General features: G+C 34.1%; 12 protein-coding genes and 1 pseudogene. 2 read left to right on the forward strand and 11 right to left on the reverse strand.

Annotated features, from left to right (window positions below):
- Positions 1–422: 422 nt before the first annotated feature.
- The 6 genes from NZD88_RS01525 to NZD88_RS01550 all read right to left on the reverse strand — a co-directional run bounded on the left by NZD88_RS01525 (position 423) and on the right by NZD88_RS01550 (position 8,680).
- Entirely contained in the window at positions 423–1,211 is a 789-nt protein-coding gene (locus tag NZD88_RS01525; protein WP_259826885.1) for a PhzF family phenazine biosynthesis protein, read from the reverse strand.
- 121 nt (positions 1,212–1,332) lie between these two features.
- Positions 1,333–1,692, reverse strand: coding sequence for a helix-turn-helix domain-containing protein (locus tag NZD88_RS01530; protein ID WP_259826887.1), 360 nt, complete (start codon positions 1,690–1,692; stop codon positions 1,333–1,335).
- 55 nt (positions 1,693–1,747) lie between these two features.
- The gene (locus NZD88_RS01535) at positions 1,748–2,188 is read right to left on the reverse strand and encodes a transposase (protein WP_259826889.1); all 441 of its coding nucleotides are present in this window, start codon (positions 2,186–2,188) and stop codon (positions 1,748–1,750) included.
- Between the two features lie 279 nt (positions 2,189–2,467).
- Positions 2,468–4,312: an autotransporter outer membrane beta-barrel domain-containing protein gene (locus tag NZD88_RS01540; RefSeq protein WP_259826890.1), complete on the reverse strand. Its 1,845-nt coding sequence runs from the start codon at positions 4,310–4,312 to the stop codon at positions 2,468–2,470.
- A gap of 187 nt (positions 4,313–4,499) precedes the next feature.
- Complete coding sequence (locus NZD88_RS01545; RefSeq protein WP_259826891.1) at positions 4,500–6,005, reverse strand: tetratricopeptide repeat protein; 1,506 nt, start codon at positions 6,003–6,005, stop codon at positions 4,500–4,502.
- 272 nt (positions 6,006–6,277) lie between these two features.
- Positions 6,278–8,680, reverse strand: a complete 2,403-nt coding sequence (locus tag NZD88_RS01550; protein ID WP_259826892.1) for a hypothetical protein — start codon at positions 8,678–8,680, stop codon at positions 6,278–6,280.
- A gap of 450 nt (positions 8,681–9,130) precedes the next feature.
- Here NZD88_RS01550 and NZD88_RS01555 point away from each other — a divergent pair.
- A pseudogene (locus NZD88_RS01555) lies at positions 9,131–9,907 on the forward strand (alpha/beta fold hydrolase); the annotation flags it as partial.
- Between the two features lie 226 nt (positions 9,908–10,133).
- On the opposite strand, the gene NZD88_RS01560 reads toward NZD88_RS01555, so the two are convergent.
- From NZD88_RS01560 to NZD88_RS01570, 3 genes are all read right to left on the reverse strand, one after another.
- The gene (locus tag NZD88_RS01560) at positions 10,134–10,673 is read right to left on the reverse strand and encodes a DUF3575 domain-containing protein (RefSeq protein ID WP_259826893.1); all 540 of its coding nucleotides are present in this window, start codon (positions 10,671–10,673) and stop codon (positions 10,134–10,136) included.
- A 90-nt stretch (positions 10,674–10,763) separates the two neighbouring features.
- Positions 10,764–11,900 (reverse strand): helix-turn-helix domain-containing protein, encoded by a 1,137-nt coding sequence (locus tag NZD88_RS01565; protein ID WP_259826894.1) that lies wholly within the window; start codon positions 11,898–11,900, stop codon positions 10,764–10,766.
- A gap of 371 nt (positions 11,901–12,271) precedes the next feature.
- Complete coding sequence (locus NZD88_RS01570) at positions 12,272–13,330, reverse strand: 3-oxoacyl-ACP synthase III family protein (protein ID WP_259826895.1); 1,059 nt, start codon at positions 13,328–13,330, stop codon at positions 12,272–12,274.
- A gap of 630 nt (positions 13,331–13,960) precedes the next feature.
- On the opposite strand from NZD88_RS01570, the gene NZD88_RS01575 reads away from it, so the two are divergent.
- Positions 13,961–14,152, forward strand: coding sequence for a cold-shock protein (locus tag NZD88_RS01575; protein WP_169233720.1), 192 nt, complete (start codon positions 13,961–13,963; stop codon positions 14,150–14,152).
- A gap of 730 nt (positions 14,153–14,882) precedes the next feature.
- Here NZD88_RS01575 and NZD88_RS01580 read toward each other — a convergent pair.
- The gene (locus NZD88_RS01580) at positions 14,883–16,082 is read right to left on the reverse strand and encodes a hypothetical protein (protein WP_259826896.1); all 1,200 of its coding nucleotides are present in this window, start codon (positions 16,080–16,082) and stop codon (positions 14,883–14,885) included.
- A 363-nt stretch (positions 16,083–16,445) separates the two neighbouring features.
- Entirely contained in the window at positions 16,446–16,865 is a 420-nt protein-coding gene (locus tag NZD88_RS01585; protein ID WP_259826897.1) for a helix-turn-helix transcriptional regulator, read from the reverse strand.
- Positions 16,866–17,585: the final 720 nt, after the last annotated feature.

The following is a 17,585-nucleotide window of genomic DNA, read 5'->3' on the forward strand; positions in this document are numbered from 1 at the left end:
GTGCCTTTACTATAAAAACTCCTAACACAATAGAGTATTATAAAATCTGTTGATAGTTTCTCCTTTTAACAATGCATAGTTTAGGCGGCAAAGAAGGAATCAATCCTTGATTGATTCGATAAAGCGAGCGTTTCAGTCAGCCGCTTCATCAGCGGGGAAACCGCTATCCTTTGCTTTCCTTAAAATCATAGAGACCTAAAAAAACTTTGCGTTAAAAAAAAGAGAATGTAACTAAAATTCAGGTAATAAAAACCGGCAAATATCTGGAATATTTGCCGGTTTTTGACCCCGAAAGGATGATCTTCGAATGTCTTTTTTACAAAATGAAATACGTTTGAGCCCAATTAAAAGTGATTGATAAAGCTCATTCCAGTCTTTCTTATGATTGAATGGTCAGGCTATATAGCTTGATCAAAATAACATTATTCTATCCACAGATGTCCCATAGAATAGGTTCTGGCTTTACCTGCCATAATCACTCTTTCGTTTTTGTTTTCACAATAGAGCTGGCCGCCTCTTTCGGATAGCTGACGGGCAAAAAGCTTATCTTTTTCCAGTCGGGATGACCAGAAAGGAATAAGCGAGCAGTGGGCAGAACCGGTAACAGGATCTTCAAGGATGGATGACTGTGGTGTAAAATATCTTGAGACAAAATCACTATCGGTACCCTTTGCTGTAACAATAACGCCACCTGGATCCAGATTGATAAGGTCAAAAACAGACCTTTCAATTTTGATATTTTTTATGTCTTCCTCAGAATCATAGACCAGAATGTAATCTCTTGACTTGAAGACTTCTTTAGGTTGTATATTGAGTGATTTGGAAATAACATCCGGAAGCGCAGACGTTTTAGGCATTCTTGATGGGAAATCCATATAATAAAAGCCATCTTTAACATCAACGGTTAATTCACCGCTTTTGGTTTCAAAAACAATTCTGTTATTCTGATAATTTAAGATTGAAACTAAGCAATGAGCTGTGGCAAGGGTAGCATGTCCACATAAATCCATCTCTATTTCAGGAGTAAACCATCTCAGATGAATCGTATGGCCATTATCAATAAAGAAAGCAGTTTCTGCTACGGCATTTTCACTGGCTATTTTTAAAAGTGTTTCGTCCGGTAACCAGTTTTTTAAAGGAACAACGCATGCAGGGTTTCCATGGAAAATTTCATCTGTAAAGGCATCTATTTGGTATAATTCTAACTTCATGATTAATACAATTTCGGTCTGTAACAAAGATAGTTTATTTTTCATGTTAGTCTTCCGGGAACTGTTATGGCTTTATCAGCTGAAGCTTGAACGTAAAATTATTTTCATATATAAAAATTGATTATACGATCTCAATATATTTATTAATCTCTACCGATTTGTTAAAATGTTTTTTCCATTTTGCAATCGTATTCCTGCTTATTTTAAACTGTTTTCCCACCTGTATGTTGCTGTATCCATTGCTTTTTTGATATTCCAGAATTTCTAAAATCGCAGATTCATCGTATGATCTGTGTTTTTGATTAAATTGGGTTGTTTTTTGATCTTCAAAACCAAAAATCATATGGTTTAATGTAATGATATTTAATATTGATAAGTCTTCCTCCTGTAAAATGGGAATGCAAAGGCTATATTTTTCCGGATGTTTTTTTAGAATAATATCCGTGTAAATTTTTTTATAATCTGGACAACTTTTTTCCATAAGTTTTTTAATGATCTAATATAAACTCAAAAAGGAGTTTTGTTTTTATAAGGATTTATTTTTCAGTATTGTATTTTTTGATCCATTTAAAAAGGGTCGATTTGGGAATTCTATATTCTTCTACGATTTGAAGAGATGATTTCTCACCGGTATTTATTAATTCCAAAATAAAATCCACCACTTGCTTGGTGTATATGTTTTTCCGGAACTTTGGAAGAGAAGATGTTTCCACTTTTATCCTGCTAGCAGAATCTGACCGGATTTCAGGTGAAAACAAAATAAGATGCTGGTTGTAAATTCTGAAAAAATCATATTTCAAAAGTTTAGACCATTGAAGAAGAACTTCTGTATCCAGACTATTTTGCTCATACATTTTGTAGATCTCTCTTTCCGTAGTTTTGTGAAAATTACATATACGGGTAATATCAATTTCTTCTTCTTCAACTCTCTTCCTGATATGACTGCCGATATGGATGTTTTTAAAGTCAAATTTCATTAAATCGTCTTTTATTTTTTTTAATATTCTCTGGAAGCTTTAATTTCTCTTCAATTTTTCTATCCAGCTTCAATATATGTGTCATTTTTCAGCCTTTTAATAAGGCTCAATTGAAAACAGGAAAGAAGAGCTTTTTACCGTTCTCCTTTCCAATTTATTTTATGGTTAAAAGTTTTTATTTTTTGTTTACCAGAATGAAACAGTTATATCAAGTGTTTTTATAACGCTGTTTCTGGGTATGTATCATGTGATTCCAGATCCCGGAGTCACAAGTTTAATTTACCTTAATCTCTGTATCATAATTATACTTCTGTAAGAATTTCCTCCACCTGCACCTGCACTTGAGGCTATTACCAAGTTTCCAAATGTTGGTGGTCCTACTAAGAAATCCACTGTTTGTGGAGTAGTTCCCGTAATATTAATTAAATCATCAAGATAATATACTGAACTGTTAGAAGAATTATTTGCACCCTGTACTAAAGTATATTCATTATTATTAACTACGGCTTTTAAAGAAAATACACTTGAAGACGACATACTTGCTACAAGCCTTAGCTGTATCTTATAAACTCCCGGTTGTAGAGATATCTGATCTGTAGTTCTGGCCGGAGTACCTGCACCTGCAATTGCATTAACACCTTCTGCTATTGTAGCACCAACAATAGTATTGATGAAGTTAGGAGCTGCATTTGGTGCATTTCCCATTTCTGCGGCAGAGTTGTTTGCATCAAATCTAATTGGTTGATCTCCACTTGATGTATAGGTTCTAGCATTAAGCCCTATTCTCAGAATCTGTCCTTCAACGGATGTTGTATTATTTTTATAAACATCTCCATTGGCATCAATAACCACTCCTGTCGATGGTACATTAGCAGGAAGAGCCGGCAGGTTTTCGAATCTTATATCAGGGGAGCCTACTGTAGTATTTGCAACATGAAACTGTCTCAGCGGAGCATTTGTACCGATTCCGACCCTATTGTTCACAGCGTCTACGGAAAGAGTACTTCCGTCCACAGAAAATGCATCAGTAGCGGTTCCAGTATATCCGTTGAAAGCCAACTTATTACCTGACTGCGTAACCGTTCTGTTTGTGCTTAAAGCACCATCACCAGCATAGATGCTCGTATCCACTGTAGCACCGCTTGTATTATTTTTATAAATATCTCCATTGGCATCAATAACCAGCCCTGAAGAGGCCGTACTAGCAGGAAGAATTGGTAGGTTTTCGAATCTTACAGGATTTGCGTTTGCATTTACATGCAGTATTCTCTGTGGCAGAGAAGTACCTATCCCTATATTTCCGGAAGAATTAATCCTGAAACGTTCAATGAGGGATCCTCCTAAAGAGTTCCCAACATAAAAATCTTCTTCAGAACCAGTTGTTGAAGATGCTCCTGTACGTATACTTCCGATACCCCAGTTAGCGCCTCCTGATGTAGGCCCGTCATTGGTAAAACCTAATAAAGAATAATTACCTGTAGCTAAAGGTGAAGTATTTCTCAAAGCAAGCAATGCATATTGATTGGTTGAAGATGGGGCATCTATCAAGTTGTATCTATTTCCTTGCATAGCCTGGGCAACTACATGCAACTTTGTAAGCGGTGCAGTTGTACCTATTCCTACTCTGTCATTTAATGCATCGACAGACAGGCTTGAGCCATTTACAGAAAATGCATTAGCAGTAGTTCCTCCATTGAAAGCCAGGGTTTTACCTAGCTGATTAACGGTCCTGTTTGAAGATAAATCACCATCACCAGCATAGATACTTTTATCAACAGTAGCTGCACCACCACTTATTGCTTTCCACATACTTCCGTTAAAGTAGTAATATCCAATAGCTGTTACTTCTGCCACCTCTATTAAGCTGGGAACTGTCCCGGTAGGAGCAGTAATATCATTTACATACACGATAGCAGCTGTCTGAGCCGGAGTATAAGTGGCATCTGTTTTAGCGGCTAATTGCTGCTTGCTGATTCTCGGTGTAATAATCCCGTCAGGAATTGTTGTAGTACTTGCTTTGCCTTGTACGTCTAATGTTGCATTGGGAGTCTCGGTATTAATTCCTACTTGTGCCTGTGTGCTTGCCGCTACCAGCAATACAATGGAAATAAATGTTTTTTTCATAGATTTTGCATTAAATTCTGAGGCGAAATTAGCGCAGAAATCCTAAAAAAGATCAAACCAGGAAGTAGCAATACCTGTCAATATCTGTCAATATTTGTCAGTTAATTTAAGGTGCTGAAAATGAATATTTTAAAAGGTTGTTTTTTATTGAATTTACCACTCAATAAAAGGCTGGAATATGTGCTTTTTATAGATCCATAAACCAAACATACATGTTTTCATGAGTAGCAATACCCAGTTTTTTTCGTATCCTGTATTTCCTGCTTTCAACAGAATTTACAGATGTATTTTTGAACTGGGCAATTTCCTTGGTGTCAAAATTCAGCTTGATCAACGCACAATATTCCAGATCGAGATGAGTAAGCTGCGGATGTATTGCTAATAGTTGCTGATTGAATCCAGGGTACAATGCTAAAAATTTGAGAAGGAATGATTTGTCATTCTTCTGAGCAAGTTCAATCACATGGCTCAGCTCTTGGGATTCTGTAGTACTCAGCTGTTCTTCTACTAAAGAATGATGGGTATCTATTTCATTGGAAATTAATTCTTCCTGTCTGTTTTCAGCAGATGCCACTGCAGTTTCTTTTTCTGCGGTTTTTTTCTTTCGAAAGAAAAAGAAACAACCCGCTAATGCTGTGGCGAGAACGGTGAAGACTATTATAATAGAAGTATTTACTGGTTGCTGCTTTTTCTGTGGCTCCGATGGTACTTTTTCTACCGTTTTCTTGTCGGCAAGAGAAAGGCTGTCTGTTATTCTTTTAGCCTTTTCAAGATAATCCGCCTGATTTTTATAATCTTTATTGCCTTCATATGCTTCTGCAATACCTGCATAACAGCTCACTAATTCTGCAGGATACAGTTTGTATTCTTTAAAAGATGCTATACCCTGATTAAAATATTCAATAGCTTTGGGATAATTTTTCTTTTTATTTTCAATTTCTCCCCTGAGTCTGAAATAGGGAAGAAAGTTAGATTGACTTTTTTCATCCTTCATAAGAAGCTGAAATTCATCCATATATTTTTCGGCTTCGGGAATATTATTTTGATAGAAATATCCAGCCCCTAAATTCATAGCGTCTCTGGCAATAGACTTAATTCTTGTAGGATAAGTGGTGCTTATTTTCTCAGATTCCTCATAAGCTTTATGAAAATAAAACAGAACACTGTCATACATTATCTTATCATCTTCTATTTCATCTTTACGATCAATATTATAACCTATTTGATGATAGATAGAGGCCTTGCTATAGTGCATTTTATCGCGTATAGGAATTTTATCGGCAATTAATAAGGCTTTTTGAAGGCTGGTCTTGCCCTTTTGAAAATATCCCAATGCAGTATTAACATTTCCTTGAATCATCAATAGACTAGACCAGTTTGTATAATCCTTGAGTTTTTCTGCCAGTTCAATACCTTCAGGTATTTTCTTTAAAGCTTCACTATAATTCTGTTCATTCACATAAATTTCAGCTGTTTTTGTAACGGATCTCAGCTGCCCGGTATCATAGCCTATATTTTTAGACTGGTAATACATTTCAGTGCATAATCTCAGCATTTCCTTACTCCCTTTTTCTGCATAGGCATTTTTATCATTCGTTATTGCCCATAAACTGTCAATAGAGCGTATCTCCTTATTATTTTGAGAAAAAGAAAAATTAAAAAGAAATAGAAATAATATAAATGCGCATTTCATGAATTGTCAAAATATATTTAAAAAATTTCTGAAATATACGTGAATAATTTTAGGTGAGAATTAAAATAAATTAAGACTAAAATATCTATAAATAAGGAGCGGATAATATCTTGAAAAAGTTAATCAGCGGTGAAGCCGCCACCCTTTGCTTATCTTAAAATCATAAGCGCCTTACAAAACCTTTGCGTTAAAAAAAACTTAGTGTGCTCTCCAACTTTTAAACCAAAAAAGCCTTTCAGGAGAATTGAAAGGCTTTTTAATAAAGAAAAATATTATTTAAAGATTTCCTGATCGTACAAAAGATTATCGTCTTCATCAAAACTTATGATCAGTACTTTATATTGTTTTGCACTGTCATTATTGAAAAATTTAATTCTTGGAGGAACATAATCGCTGTCGAATAAATTAGGATTCCAGTAAAGTGTTTCCCGGGTATCATTTTCCACTTTCTTTGCAGGATCATCATTATCCAGCATTTCAATAGGAAATTCCGAAGGTTGATCATATCCTTTTATGACAGACGAATTGTTCTTCTGCGTTTCTTTTTCATTGTTTTTAGATTTCATATTACCTTTCATGGTATAGACGAGTACCGCATCACCTATTAATCCTGCTCCTTTAAGAATTTTTACCATAGCAATATTGCTTACAGTAAGGTTGGCAATCATTGAAGCATCAGTAAGGGTTTCATCTAAATACAGCTTAGCTTGATGGCCGCGAATATAGGGTACGTTGACCCCTGAATTATCTCTTTGAAATGTTAAACCGGCAGCTCTTCCCTGTAGCCAGTCTAATATATTATTTGACCCGGCAACATGTTGGTCTTCATTGACGAAGTCAAATACAGTAGAATTCATGGAACTAAACATTCCGGTGGATAGTTGTTTGTCTAACTCTTCTTTTGGATCCTGCTTTTTTCCTACTAGTTTTACTTCTTCAATCTGTACATCAATATTGTTGGTTTTTTTACTGTTTTTCTGAGTATTGATGGCTCTGGAAATGGTTGGAGGAACGGTTTTATTTTCACCGGATTTTACCAATGTATATTTTGTACCCGGGAAATTGCCTTTGAATGATGTGGGAGTGACTAGTGGCTCTATGGTGACAAATAAATTATCAGTACCTGATTCTTTATTATCTTGTGAATTGACGAATAATGAAACATCCAAAGGTTCATCATAGTTAAGATTATTTAAATAAATAAATCCGTTTTGATCCGTTTTAAATTGATTAATCACAGGTTCACCGTTACCTAATTTCAATAATAAACTTACATTGGTATTGATCAGTTGGGAGCCGTTTTTAATAGGTTTTACCCTGTAAGAAAGAAATTTTTGAGAATTGGTTTTAAGGGTTGGTATGGATCCGCTAAGTACGGAATTCCAGTCAAATCTTTGCCAGCTTTCAGAAATAAGCAGAGCGTCCAAAGCTTCAGTATTGGCATTTTTAGAAAAATATTGCGCCGGGCTGTCTATTTTTGTTGTAAAATCTCCAGTTAACCAAAGTCCACTCAGAATATTTTCTTCTTCCGGATTCTGGGTGCCGTCATCCTCACTGACCAAAACAGTGTAATTTTTAAAATAAGACTCCGGGGAAAGATCAATGCTGTTGAAAGATCTTGGGGTTTGTTTTATGTTCTTTCCTACAATTTCTGCTTTTTCAATCTTTAATTGACCAGGTTTTATAAAGCAAAGTCTTTGGGCAACCAGATTGTCCTGCTCATCAAAAATGGCTAATTGTAAAATACCGTTAGCTCCATTGCTTATTTTTGTAGGAATAAGACTGGTAGCTTCATTGGTTGCATTGTTAATATTGGCTTTGTAGGCAAGGTGGTTGTTGATCGTTCCGACAATTTTATAATTTTGAAGCTGCTGTTTTAAGTTGACACCTTTTAAGGTGTATTTAATCCCCTCTTTAGTACTGTAAACTGCTAAATTGAGACCACTTTCTGCGACTTGTGGAAGATCTATTGTTTGACTTTTCCCTGTATTATCCTGAATGATAACCTGGTATTTTTTTCCTGAAGCTGGAGTTATTTTAAAAGAGGCGACATTTTTATCAAAAGATTTAAATGTAGTGATAGGTACATTGGGGTTTTGTGTGTCTATTACTTTTCCGGTCCAATTTTCCGGCAGGGAAGTATGGGTTGATAATCTTACGGCAAATTTCGTAGGCATACCATTAATGAATGTTCCGCCTTCCGGAAAGGCTTTGGTGGACCAATCTGAACTTTTAGAAATCACTAATGACTCAGTAGAGTCAGGATTGTACACCGGAATAGTTTTAACAATCTGAAAATCTTCGTTAAAATTGTTCATGTAAGGCGTATAAGCTCTTACAAAATAAATGTGTTCAGGAAGGTTTTCTTTCAGCTGAAAATCTCCGCTGCCTTCACCATTGGTGAGAAGTATCGTTTTCCAGTCGATTAATTTTTTATCAGAATTATACAGTTCAACAAATAGAGTAGTTGATAATGCAGAACGGTTATATCCATCAAATACAAAACTTTTAAACCAGATTTTGTCACCAGCTGCATATTGTGACTTGTCGGTAAGTAAGTATACTTTCTCTTGCTCGTAATTATCCTCAAGATTGGTCAGTGCTTTTTCTAATTTAGTTTGTGCCAGAACAGGCTGTACCATTGAAAGAAGTAATACAAAGAATATATTTTTCATAGAAATCTTAGCGCATTTTAATTCGGTACTAATTTACTCATTTAAAGACTTCGGAAATTGATATTTAACTTCTTATTTCAGAAGAAACAGATAAGATTGATAATATTTTCCGAATATGACTGGTGCTTTTCTTAATCCTGTACACCGCTAACATTTTGCACTGGAATTCAGCGAGGTATTAAATTGATGAAATCTGGGTTATATATTTAAAAATTCATTAATATTGTTTAATACATATGCGTGTTCTTATACTAAATCAAAAAAGATGAAATCCATAATAATATCTGTATTTATTACTTTTTTCTCAATAACACTTGTTTTTTCGCAGACTTCTGAAAGAAAATTTGTATCCATTAACAATAAGCAAATGGCCTATAAAACTTTTGGACTTGATGAAAGAAAAGCTAATGAACCAATAGTAGTCTTTGAAGTGGTCTCGGTTCGGGGGGCGGAGGTTATGGAAGTTTGTTTCCTTTCATTCAAAAAAGTTTTGCAGGGATAGTTTATGATAGGAATGGAATTGGAGAGTCAGAAATCGATACTTCCATAAAAACAGATGAAGATGTTATAAAAAGGCTTCACGATGTATTGGCAAGTTTAAAAATAAGCCCGCCTTATCTATTAGTAGGACACTCTATAGGCGGACCGTTTGTACGTTTGTATGCCTCAATGTATCCAAATGAAATTTGCGGCCTGTTTTTCATAGATCCGACAGATTTTATGCTTACAAAAGACGAAGACAACAAAGTGAAAATCAATACATCAAGCTCTACAGGTTATAGGGAATTATTTGTGATAACCCTTAAAAATATCATAAATGATACCTCAACATCAGAGGGTCTTCGAAATGAAGCAAAGAGAGAACTGAATGAAAGTTCACCGGAATTCTTTAAAAAATATAAGTCCTTACAACCTCTTAGGGACATTCCTGTAACCGTAATGATTTCATACAACAAGCATATTGAACATTATGAAACAGAAATGAACGAAAATCTGAAATTAGGGATCAACTTAATCCCCTGGTGGAAAGAGTTGGATCAATTAAGAATAAACCATTATGCAGAGATGATAAAGAATAACAGCAATAGCCGGCTTATCTTGTTACCGCGTTACAGCCACGGAATACATCAGCAAGACCCCAAAATTGTAGCAGAAGCTTTGATTGATGCATACGAAAACTGTCTGACTTCCTTAAAAAAAAAAATTAGAAAATACCACCGCCTATAATAGTTTTAAATTAGAACGCTATTTACAATACTAACGGCTATTGCAATTAACGTTAATTCTATTGAACTTTTGACTTAAGACTTGGCTAAACTTTTTCTATGTATTGGTCAACATTTACAAAAACAAATCCCAACACTCGTTGGGATTTTATTCATTCTTCAGTTTAGTACTTTATCTGCCGCAAACAAAAGCCTTGTTATGCTTTAGTTTTTAGATAGAACTGATATTAAAATCGATAGCCAATACTCAATCCATATTTTGCAACCACGCCATGATCTGTTTTGTCTGCATTGAACAAAAGTTTTCCGTAGCCTGCGTTGGCTTCAAAAACCAATCCTTTTTTTGTAACTAGTTTATAGCCAAGACCTGCACCCAGGGCAACATCATAAACATCTTTATTTTCAGTGAATGTCAGGTTATCTGCTGAGTATATTTTTTTTCCATCAATAGACGTAAACGCTCCAAATCCTTCGACAAAAAAACCGGAAGCGTATTTTTTGCCAAAATAATATCTGTAATAAGGGGAGATGTAGTAATTCGTATCCTCATCTTTTGTGTGATCATAAACAATAAATGCAGAGATCCCCAGTGATGAATTTTTGTTGAGGTGCCGTTCAAAACCTACTTCGAAAGCGCCGGATAATGGCGAGATAAGATTCAGTTTAATTTCATTTTTTTTCTGATTAGGATTTGAATCATTTTCATTTTGAGCCTTGACAGTATAAAAAGCAAACAAAATGATGAGTAGTAAAAAGCTCTTTTTCATAAAAAATTTAATTTGAATTATTTAAATGCAAAACTCAAATAATTCAAATTAGGACGGGTTTCAAAAGCTTAAAAATGGATAAAATGGTACCTATTTGCTGCTATTTTTGTATTCATTGGGTGTCTGACCGGTCACTTTTTTAAAGGCATTGTAAAAAGTCGTTTTTGAAGTAAACCCGGATTCTAATCCCATTGTCAACAAAGTATAGTTTTCATATTCTGAATTTGATATCATTTCCTTGACAGCTTCCACACGGTATTGATTGATATAATGGGCAAAGTTGTCTCCTGTTATCGTGTTTACAATTTGTGAAAGATATCCCGCGCTTATCCCTAGTTTTTCAGCTACTTTTTCTCTGTTTAAGGTATTGTCGGTATAAATGTGATGATCTTTGCAAAGTATTTCCAATTTTTGAAAATAAATATTATCAGCTGTGATAGATTCCTTATATTCTTGTGGTGTACTATTGTGTACAACGGGCAGATTGGGATACGAAATAACCGAATCATTATTTAGAAAATGGTAGATAGCCTCTTTGTTTTTGGCCAATTTATATTTGTAAATACCGATATAAGCTGTCCAGTGCATTACAAATGTTGCACATAAAGCCAGGATGCTCATGGTATAGGAAATGTCTAATCCAAAAAACAAACCAGCCATATAGGTAGTAAGCCAGACTAATAACAACAAATAGATAATGGTTAATAAGGTAATGACCCATTTTTTCTCTTGTGAGTTTTTTAAATGTCTTATCATAAAATAAGAGTAAAGAGGTAGAAACGGGATGATGATAAAGGCAAATAAAAGCTGAATTAGCCTAAGTATATTGATTAGGAAAATGCTTGAATCCGGGATTTTATAAATTCCTGCAACATTACTAAGATCGTATGTAATACTAACAATAGAGGAATAGGCAAATGGAATATAATACAAATAATGCTTCTGCCTATTCTTTACAGTATCGTCAATCCGGTTGATAATGAACAGAAATATGAAAACAGGCAATAAAAATATCCACTCGATATCGTCTATAAAATGTAGAAAAGGATACGAAGTAAATGTATCTTCAATTTCAAAAACATAATTTAGTAAAACAAAGGAAAGTGCAAATAGTAAGTAGGCTAAATATTTATTTGATTTACTGTTGAATAGGGAAGACTTTAAAATAACCAAGCCTAAGACGATTCCCTGAAAAATAGCAATATTTAAAAGTGTTGTATAAATCAATTTTTTAATATAAAATTAGTTTTAAATATAGCTCTTTCATACGAATTGATAAAACGAATTGATATCAATGCTGATGACTGTTTTAAGGGATTGAGAGATGATTTTTACTAAAATGATTTATTAATTTGTATAAGAAAATAAATGCAAATAACAGATGTGGTGATTGTTAAAAACGGCGCCACTTGTTTAAAGTGGCGCCGTTTGGCTGTGTGTGAGCATAACAGAGTCATTCTCGAACACTTTTGTAGATGATCTATTACAATTGTATCGTTTAAGGAGTTAATTAATGTAGATTTTGTGTGATTTCCAAAGAATGGACGGTCTCTTTTTAGCGTCAAATGGCGCTGTGAATTTTATTTTCTTCATATAACCTAAAATTTATACACTACCGCATTGATATTCATACCGGCCCCAACCGAGGCAAATAGTATGATATCATTTTCCTTTATAGTATGTTCTGGAAGTTCATTATTTATAATCATAGAAAGAAGCGACGGTATAGTGGCCACACTGCTGTTTCCTAATTTGCCAATCACCATAGGCATTATGTCTTTAGGAGTCGGCATATTATAGAGTTTGTAAAAGCGCTTTACGATCTCTTCATCCATTTTTTCATTCGCCTGATGGATGATAATTTTGCTTAACTGATCTATTTGATATCCACTTTCATCAAAGCACTTTTTCATAGCAGGGGGGACGTTTAAAAGAGCAAATTCATATATTTTTCGGCCATCCATTTTAATAAATCTTGTTCCAGAAGAATTCTCAGGATTGTACGACTCTCCAAAATAGAGATAGTCTTTCTCTTTGTAGGTATGAGAAGCTGACAGATGAGATTGTATGCCCGTGTCATTTTTTGTTGCCTCTAGTACTACCGCGCCTGCGCCATCTCCGTAAATCATGCTGTCTCTGTCATGAATGTCAACGACCCGGGATAAAGTTTCGGCCCCTATGATCAAGCATTTCTTTGCCATACCAGATTTAATAAATGCATTAGCATGTATTAATGACTCGAGCCAGCCAGGACAGCCAAATAGCAGATCATAAGCCACACAATAATTATTTTTAATGCCTAGTTGATACTTAACACGTGATGCTAAGCTAGGGACTGCATCAGATTGAATTTTTCCATGCGGAACGTCTCCAAAGTTATGGGCAAATATGATGTAGTCTAGTGTTTCCGGGTCAATCTGTGAATTTTCTATTGCTTTTTTAGCCGCCATAAGACCAAGATCGGAGGCTGTTAATTCTTTAGACGCATAACGCCTCTGCTCAATACCTGTGATAGCGGTAAGTTTTTGAGCAATCGTTGTATTGTCCTGGCTTAATTTTACACCATTTTCATCAAAAAAACAATGGTTTTGAAAGTCTGAATTGTTAATTATTTCTGAAGGGATGCAATTTCCTACGCCAATAATTTTACTAGCCATTTGATTTAGTTTTATTTTATTAAAGTTATTTATTTCAAAAAAAGCACCAAATTTATAAAATTATTGCTACTAAATTAAATAGGTTCAATGAATATTAGTAAATTTTAGTGTGAAAACCCAATTGATTGAGCATCTAAGTTTATTTTTATTAGTATAATAATATTGAATGGATAGGAGTTAAGCAATAGGCTGCTAATTACTTTTTAAGAGCTCATTTTTATAGGATTGGTCGTGCTTTGGTGTGGATTCATAGTGGAAAAAATGAAAGTTATATTTTTGTCTATGGAGGCGTTAATTTTACGAAAAATGAAATAAAAGTATAATTTATTTTGTTATTTAATATTTTATAACTACATTTGTAAAATAATCAGGCTCCTGCCGATGCTTCTTCTGAAACTTTTGAGTTTACTCTTTTCTCTCAGTCTTCGCTTTTTCAGCCGCTAATTTTTGTTATCAATATAACAGGTGAAGTACCTTTTTTGAACTGAATCTTATTCAAATTCTTAAAAATACCAACATAATTTCTTGTTTACAAATCGATTTATTATTGTGTTGATGTTATCATCAATGCGGTAATGGCACAATAGCCAAAAAATAGCAATAAATACAATAATTTAATAATACAATACAATGCAACAAGGAACAGTAAAATTCTTTAACGATGCCAAAGGTTTTGGCTTTATTTCACCTTCAAATGGAGGTCAGGATATTTTCGTACATTCATCAGGTTTAAAAGATGATATTCGTGAAAACGATACGGTAACATTCGATTTAGAGAATGGTAAAAAAGGAGTTAACGCAGTTAACGTGCGTGTGGCTTAATTTAAGAAGATAGGTTAACAATCTTTCTCCATATAAAGCAAAAGCAGATAAACATTAATGTTTATCTGCTTTTTTTTTGAAATATTCTGAGTTTGATCACTTCTTTGTGGATAGAATTCAGCTTTTAGTTTTGATAATTTTAGATTGGCCCATTTTTTATTTATATAAAATTGATAAGATGGTTTTATGAATCTCAAATAAATTTATCATGGTAATAGAATCTAATGAATACAAGATTATAGTGCTTAGATATCTTCATTTTGTCATAGAGAATGATTTAAATAGGCAAATTGACCTCAACAATGAGATTGATCTCGTTGAAAATATAGTTTCGAAGAAAATAATAATTTTTCCAGAATTTTCTATCGATGTAGAGTCGGATGTTCTTCTCAAAAACTACTTAAATACGATTATATACAATATCAATCTCGGGTATATTACAATCGATGATATGATAAAAGTAAAGAGCTGATATATTAACAAACACAATAACTACATAAAAAAATAGGTTTTAACAACTAAATTTACCAAATTAAAATATTTCATTACCCAAAATGTACAACTTGTCTTGTAAAATAGACAACAACATAATGTAAAGAAGGTTTTCGATGGAATAATTGTGCCTCTAATATGTCAATGTTTTTGCACATTCTGAAAGGTTTATATCAAAAAAGAAGCCTACTAATATAGGCTTCTCCAATCTTTGTGTGCGTGTTTTTAGAATCGAATCTTATGGAGCAGTAATCTGATCTATTTTTATAAAGACCTTCATTGTAGCCGGATTAGTAGCCGTCTGTCCACCAACTGCCCCAGCCATCATATAAGCTGTATAAGCCACTTTTGTCGTATTAGATGTGTCTATCCAGCTATAATATCTATATTCAGGTCCATTATTAGAACCTTGGTAAATACCCGCGTCACCCCAATATACTCTTGCAGCAGTCGTACTTGTAGACCAGGTATTTCCGGTATTGACATCTCCCCCAAACAAATTAGGAACTGCTGTTAAAGTATTACCTGCCTGGCCGATATAGGCTCCGTATTCAGTTGAGTTATTCCACATTAAAATCTTATTAGCCGCTGAATTATTCCTTATTTGCACATCTGCATTTTGCACCTGATTGGTATTATTAGTCGCCGTTGCTGTGCCTGTCTGGTCAGAATGTCTCAAGAAAACTCTAAAAGTATATAACCCATCAGGAGTTGTAGCCTCTACAGAAAAGCCTTTAGTTCCGTTGGTATCGGTAATGAATTTTAGATAATCCATTACTGCAAGGCTTTTAATATCAGCATTTACTTGTTTACCTACAGTTATACTACTACAACCGGTAAAACCTGAATTTAATGTAAGAAATGGAGTTAAATCAAATGTGATCCCTGCAGGAGAAGTTTGCGATGCATTTGGCGTTCCGGAAATACTAAATGATAATGAAGCGGAACCGGATTCTACTTTATTATCCGTAATAGTTGCCGTAACTGCCGGGTTACCTACAGAGCTCAGTGTGGTTCCTGTAAATTTGCCACCATTACCTGCGGTATAGGGGATTTTAAGTACTGTTCCTGTAACAAGAGGAGTGCCGCCTGTTACGGTCTGTTGAGGATCTAGTGTAGCTCCACTACAATTTAATGTTGCAATCGCATTGACGGCCGAAGAGCTGTCCACCGATCTCCATTCTGTGCCGTTCCAAAAATAATATCCCTTAGGTAATGCAGTACCCGTGTTGTATACAAGTAATCCTGCTGCATTAGCGGCAGTACCTATCTGTACCGTTGTTGAGGTAAGATTTACTCTTGGAGGCAATAATCCTTTAGTGGTAGATACGATATCCAGTACTGAAGAGGGATCTGGTAAAGTCGTGTTAATCCCTACTTGAGCGTACGTCATCAGGGAAGCAAAGAATAAAACTAAGGTGTGTAATTTTTTTTTCATAGGTCTTGGTTTTGATTAGGAATTAGTTAAATCATATCAATTTTAGTTTTTCAATGAGAATTTAATATGTATAATTATATATTGGTGAAATGTGTTTACTCAAAAGTAATAAAATTAATTTACATTAAAATGAAATTTATGTTAAATATTCAATACTATTTTACGGATTAATTACATTTTTATGTGTATTTTATAGTTATTTTGCTTGTTGATTTTTTTATATGAAAAAACGTTTAACTCTCAGAAATAAGTTAAACGGAAAATAAAATTATAATCAGGGGTTTAAAATTGGAGTGAGATCAATAACTGCATAGGAATCGTTAAGAAATCCAAGATTTCATCATAAAACAGATCTACTCCAAACTATAAAGTATCTATCCATTTGTACAGATCTATGTCAGCAGATATTCCGAATGATTTCCTCAGTCTGCTTTTCCTCGTCTGAACTGTCCGCACTGAAATATGGTTGTATTCCGCGATGTCTTTTGTAGTGAAACCCAGTTTGAGAAGAGCGCATAATTTGAACTCATCGGATGTCATAGAACGGTTCATTTCGATGAGGTTATCATATAAATTAGGAAATGAAGATTTTATTTTGGGTATGAAAGCGATATCGTCATTCATGGCCAGCTTTACAAGATTCTCCAAATCTATATCGTCTTTACGGTTAAGCTTGGCACGCATATCAGAGATTATTTTTTCGCTCCGAAGAACCTTTTGGTATAATTCCAAAACCGTAAAATGTTTTGACAGGATAGAATATCCGAAAATGGCAAACCACATAAACGCCATTATAAAAGTACTAAGTCTGCGATTTTTTAAATATTCTAAATCTTCTGCCCCTTCAATCCTGAATATCCTAAAATCATAATAATGACTTATAAGAAATAGAACAAGTACAGTAGCAAAAACAATTATGATATATTTCGATGTTTTCCTTGTATTAAAAATAAACAACGAAATAGTCAGGAGCGGAAAATAATATAATGATATGCCATTTTCAAAACCTGATGTGGATGAAAAAAAGAAAACCAGCAACATGGAAAGCTCTATAGTAAGCAGGCATACTAATGAATTTTGTCTAATCTTCGTAAAAAAGAAAAGAAGAAGGAAAATAACCCCCAATATAAACAACACCCAAAAATAACTCTGGAACCCAAACACTAAGTCCCTGAAACCGCTCAAAATAAAAATTATGCCTATAGAAAATGCAAATAAATTTAATCTTTGAGCATCAAGACGCTTAAATACGTCCTCTTCTGGGCCAATGTGTAGATTCTCTATATAATTCCTTATTCGACGTAGCATTGTTTGTAAATAATCGCAAAAAGATAGGACTTATTTACGAATTAACTTTATTTTTTTTAATTAATTTTCTATAAAGTTATTTTGAAAAATATTTAAGAAACAATTCTAGTAAATAAAATTATTCAATAAATGAACAGCTAAAAAACTTAGCTTAAAAAGCTGCATTTACTTAATTTACTACGTATATCATGAAAG

The organism is Chryseobacterium pyrolae, from assembly GCF_025153485.1.
In the GTDB taxonomy this organism is placed as follows: Bacteria; Bacteroidota; Bacteroidia; order Flavobacteriales; family Weeksellaceae; genus Chryseobacterium; species Chryseobacterium antibioticum.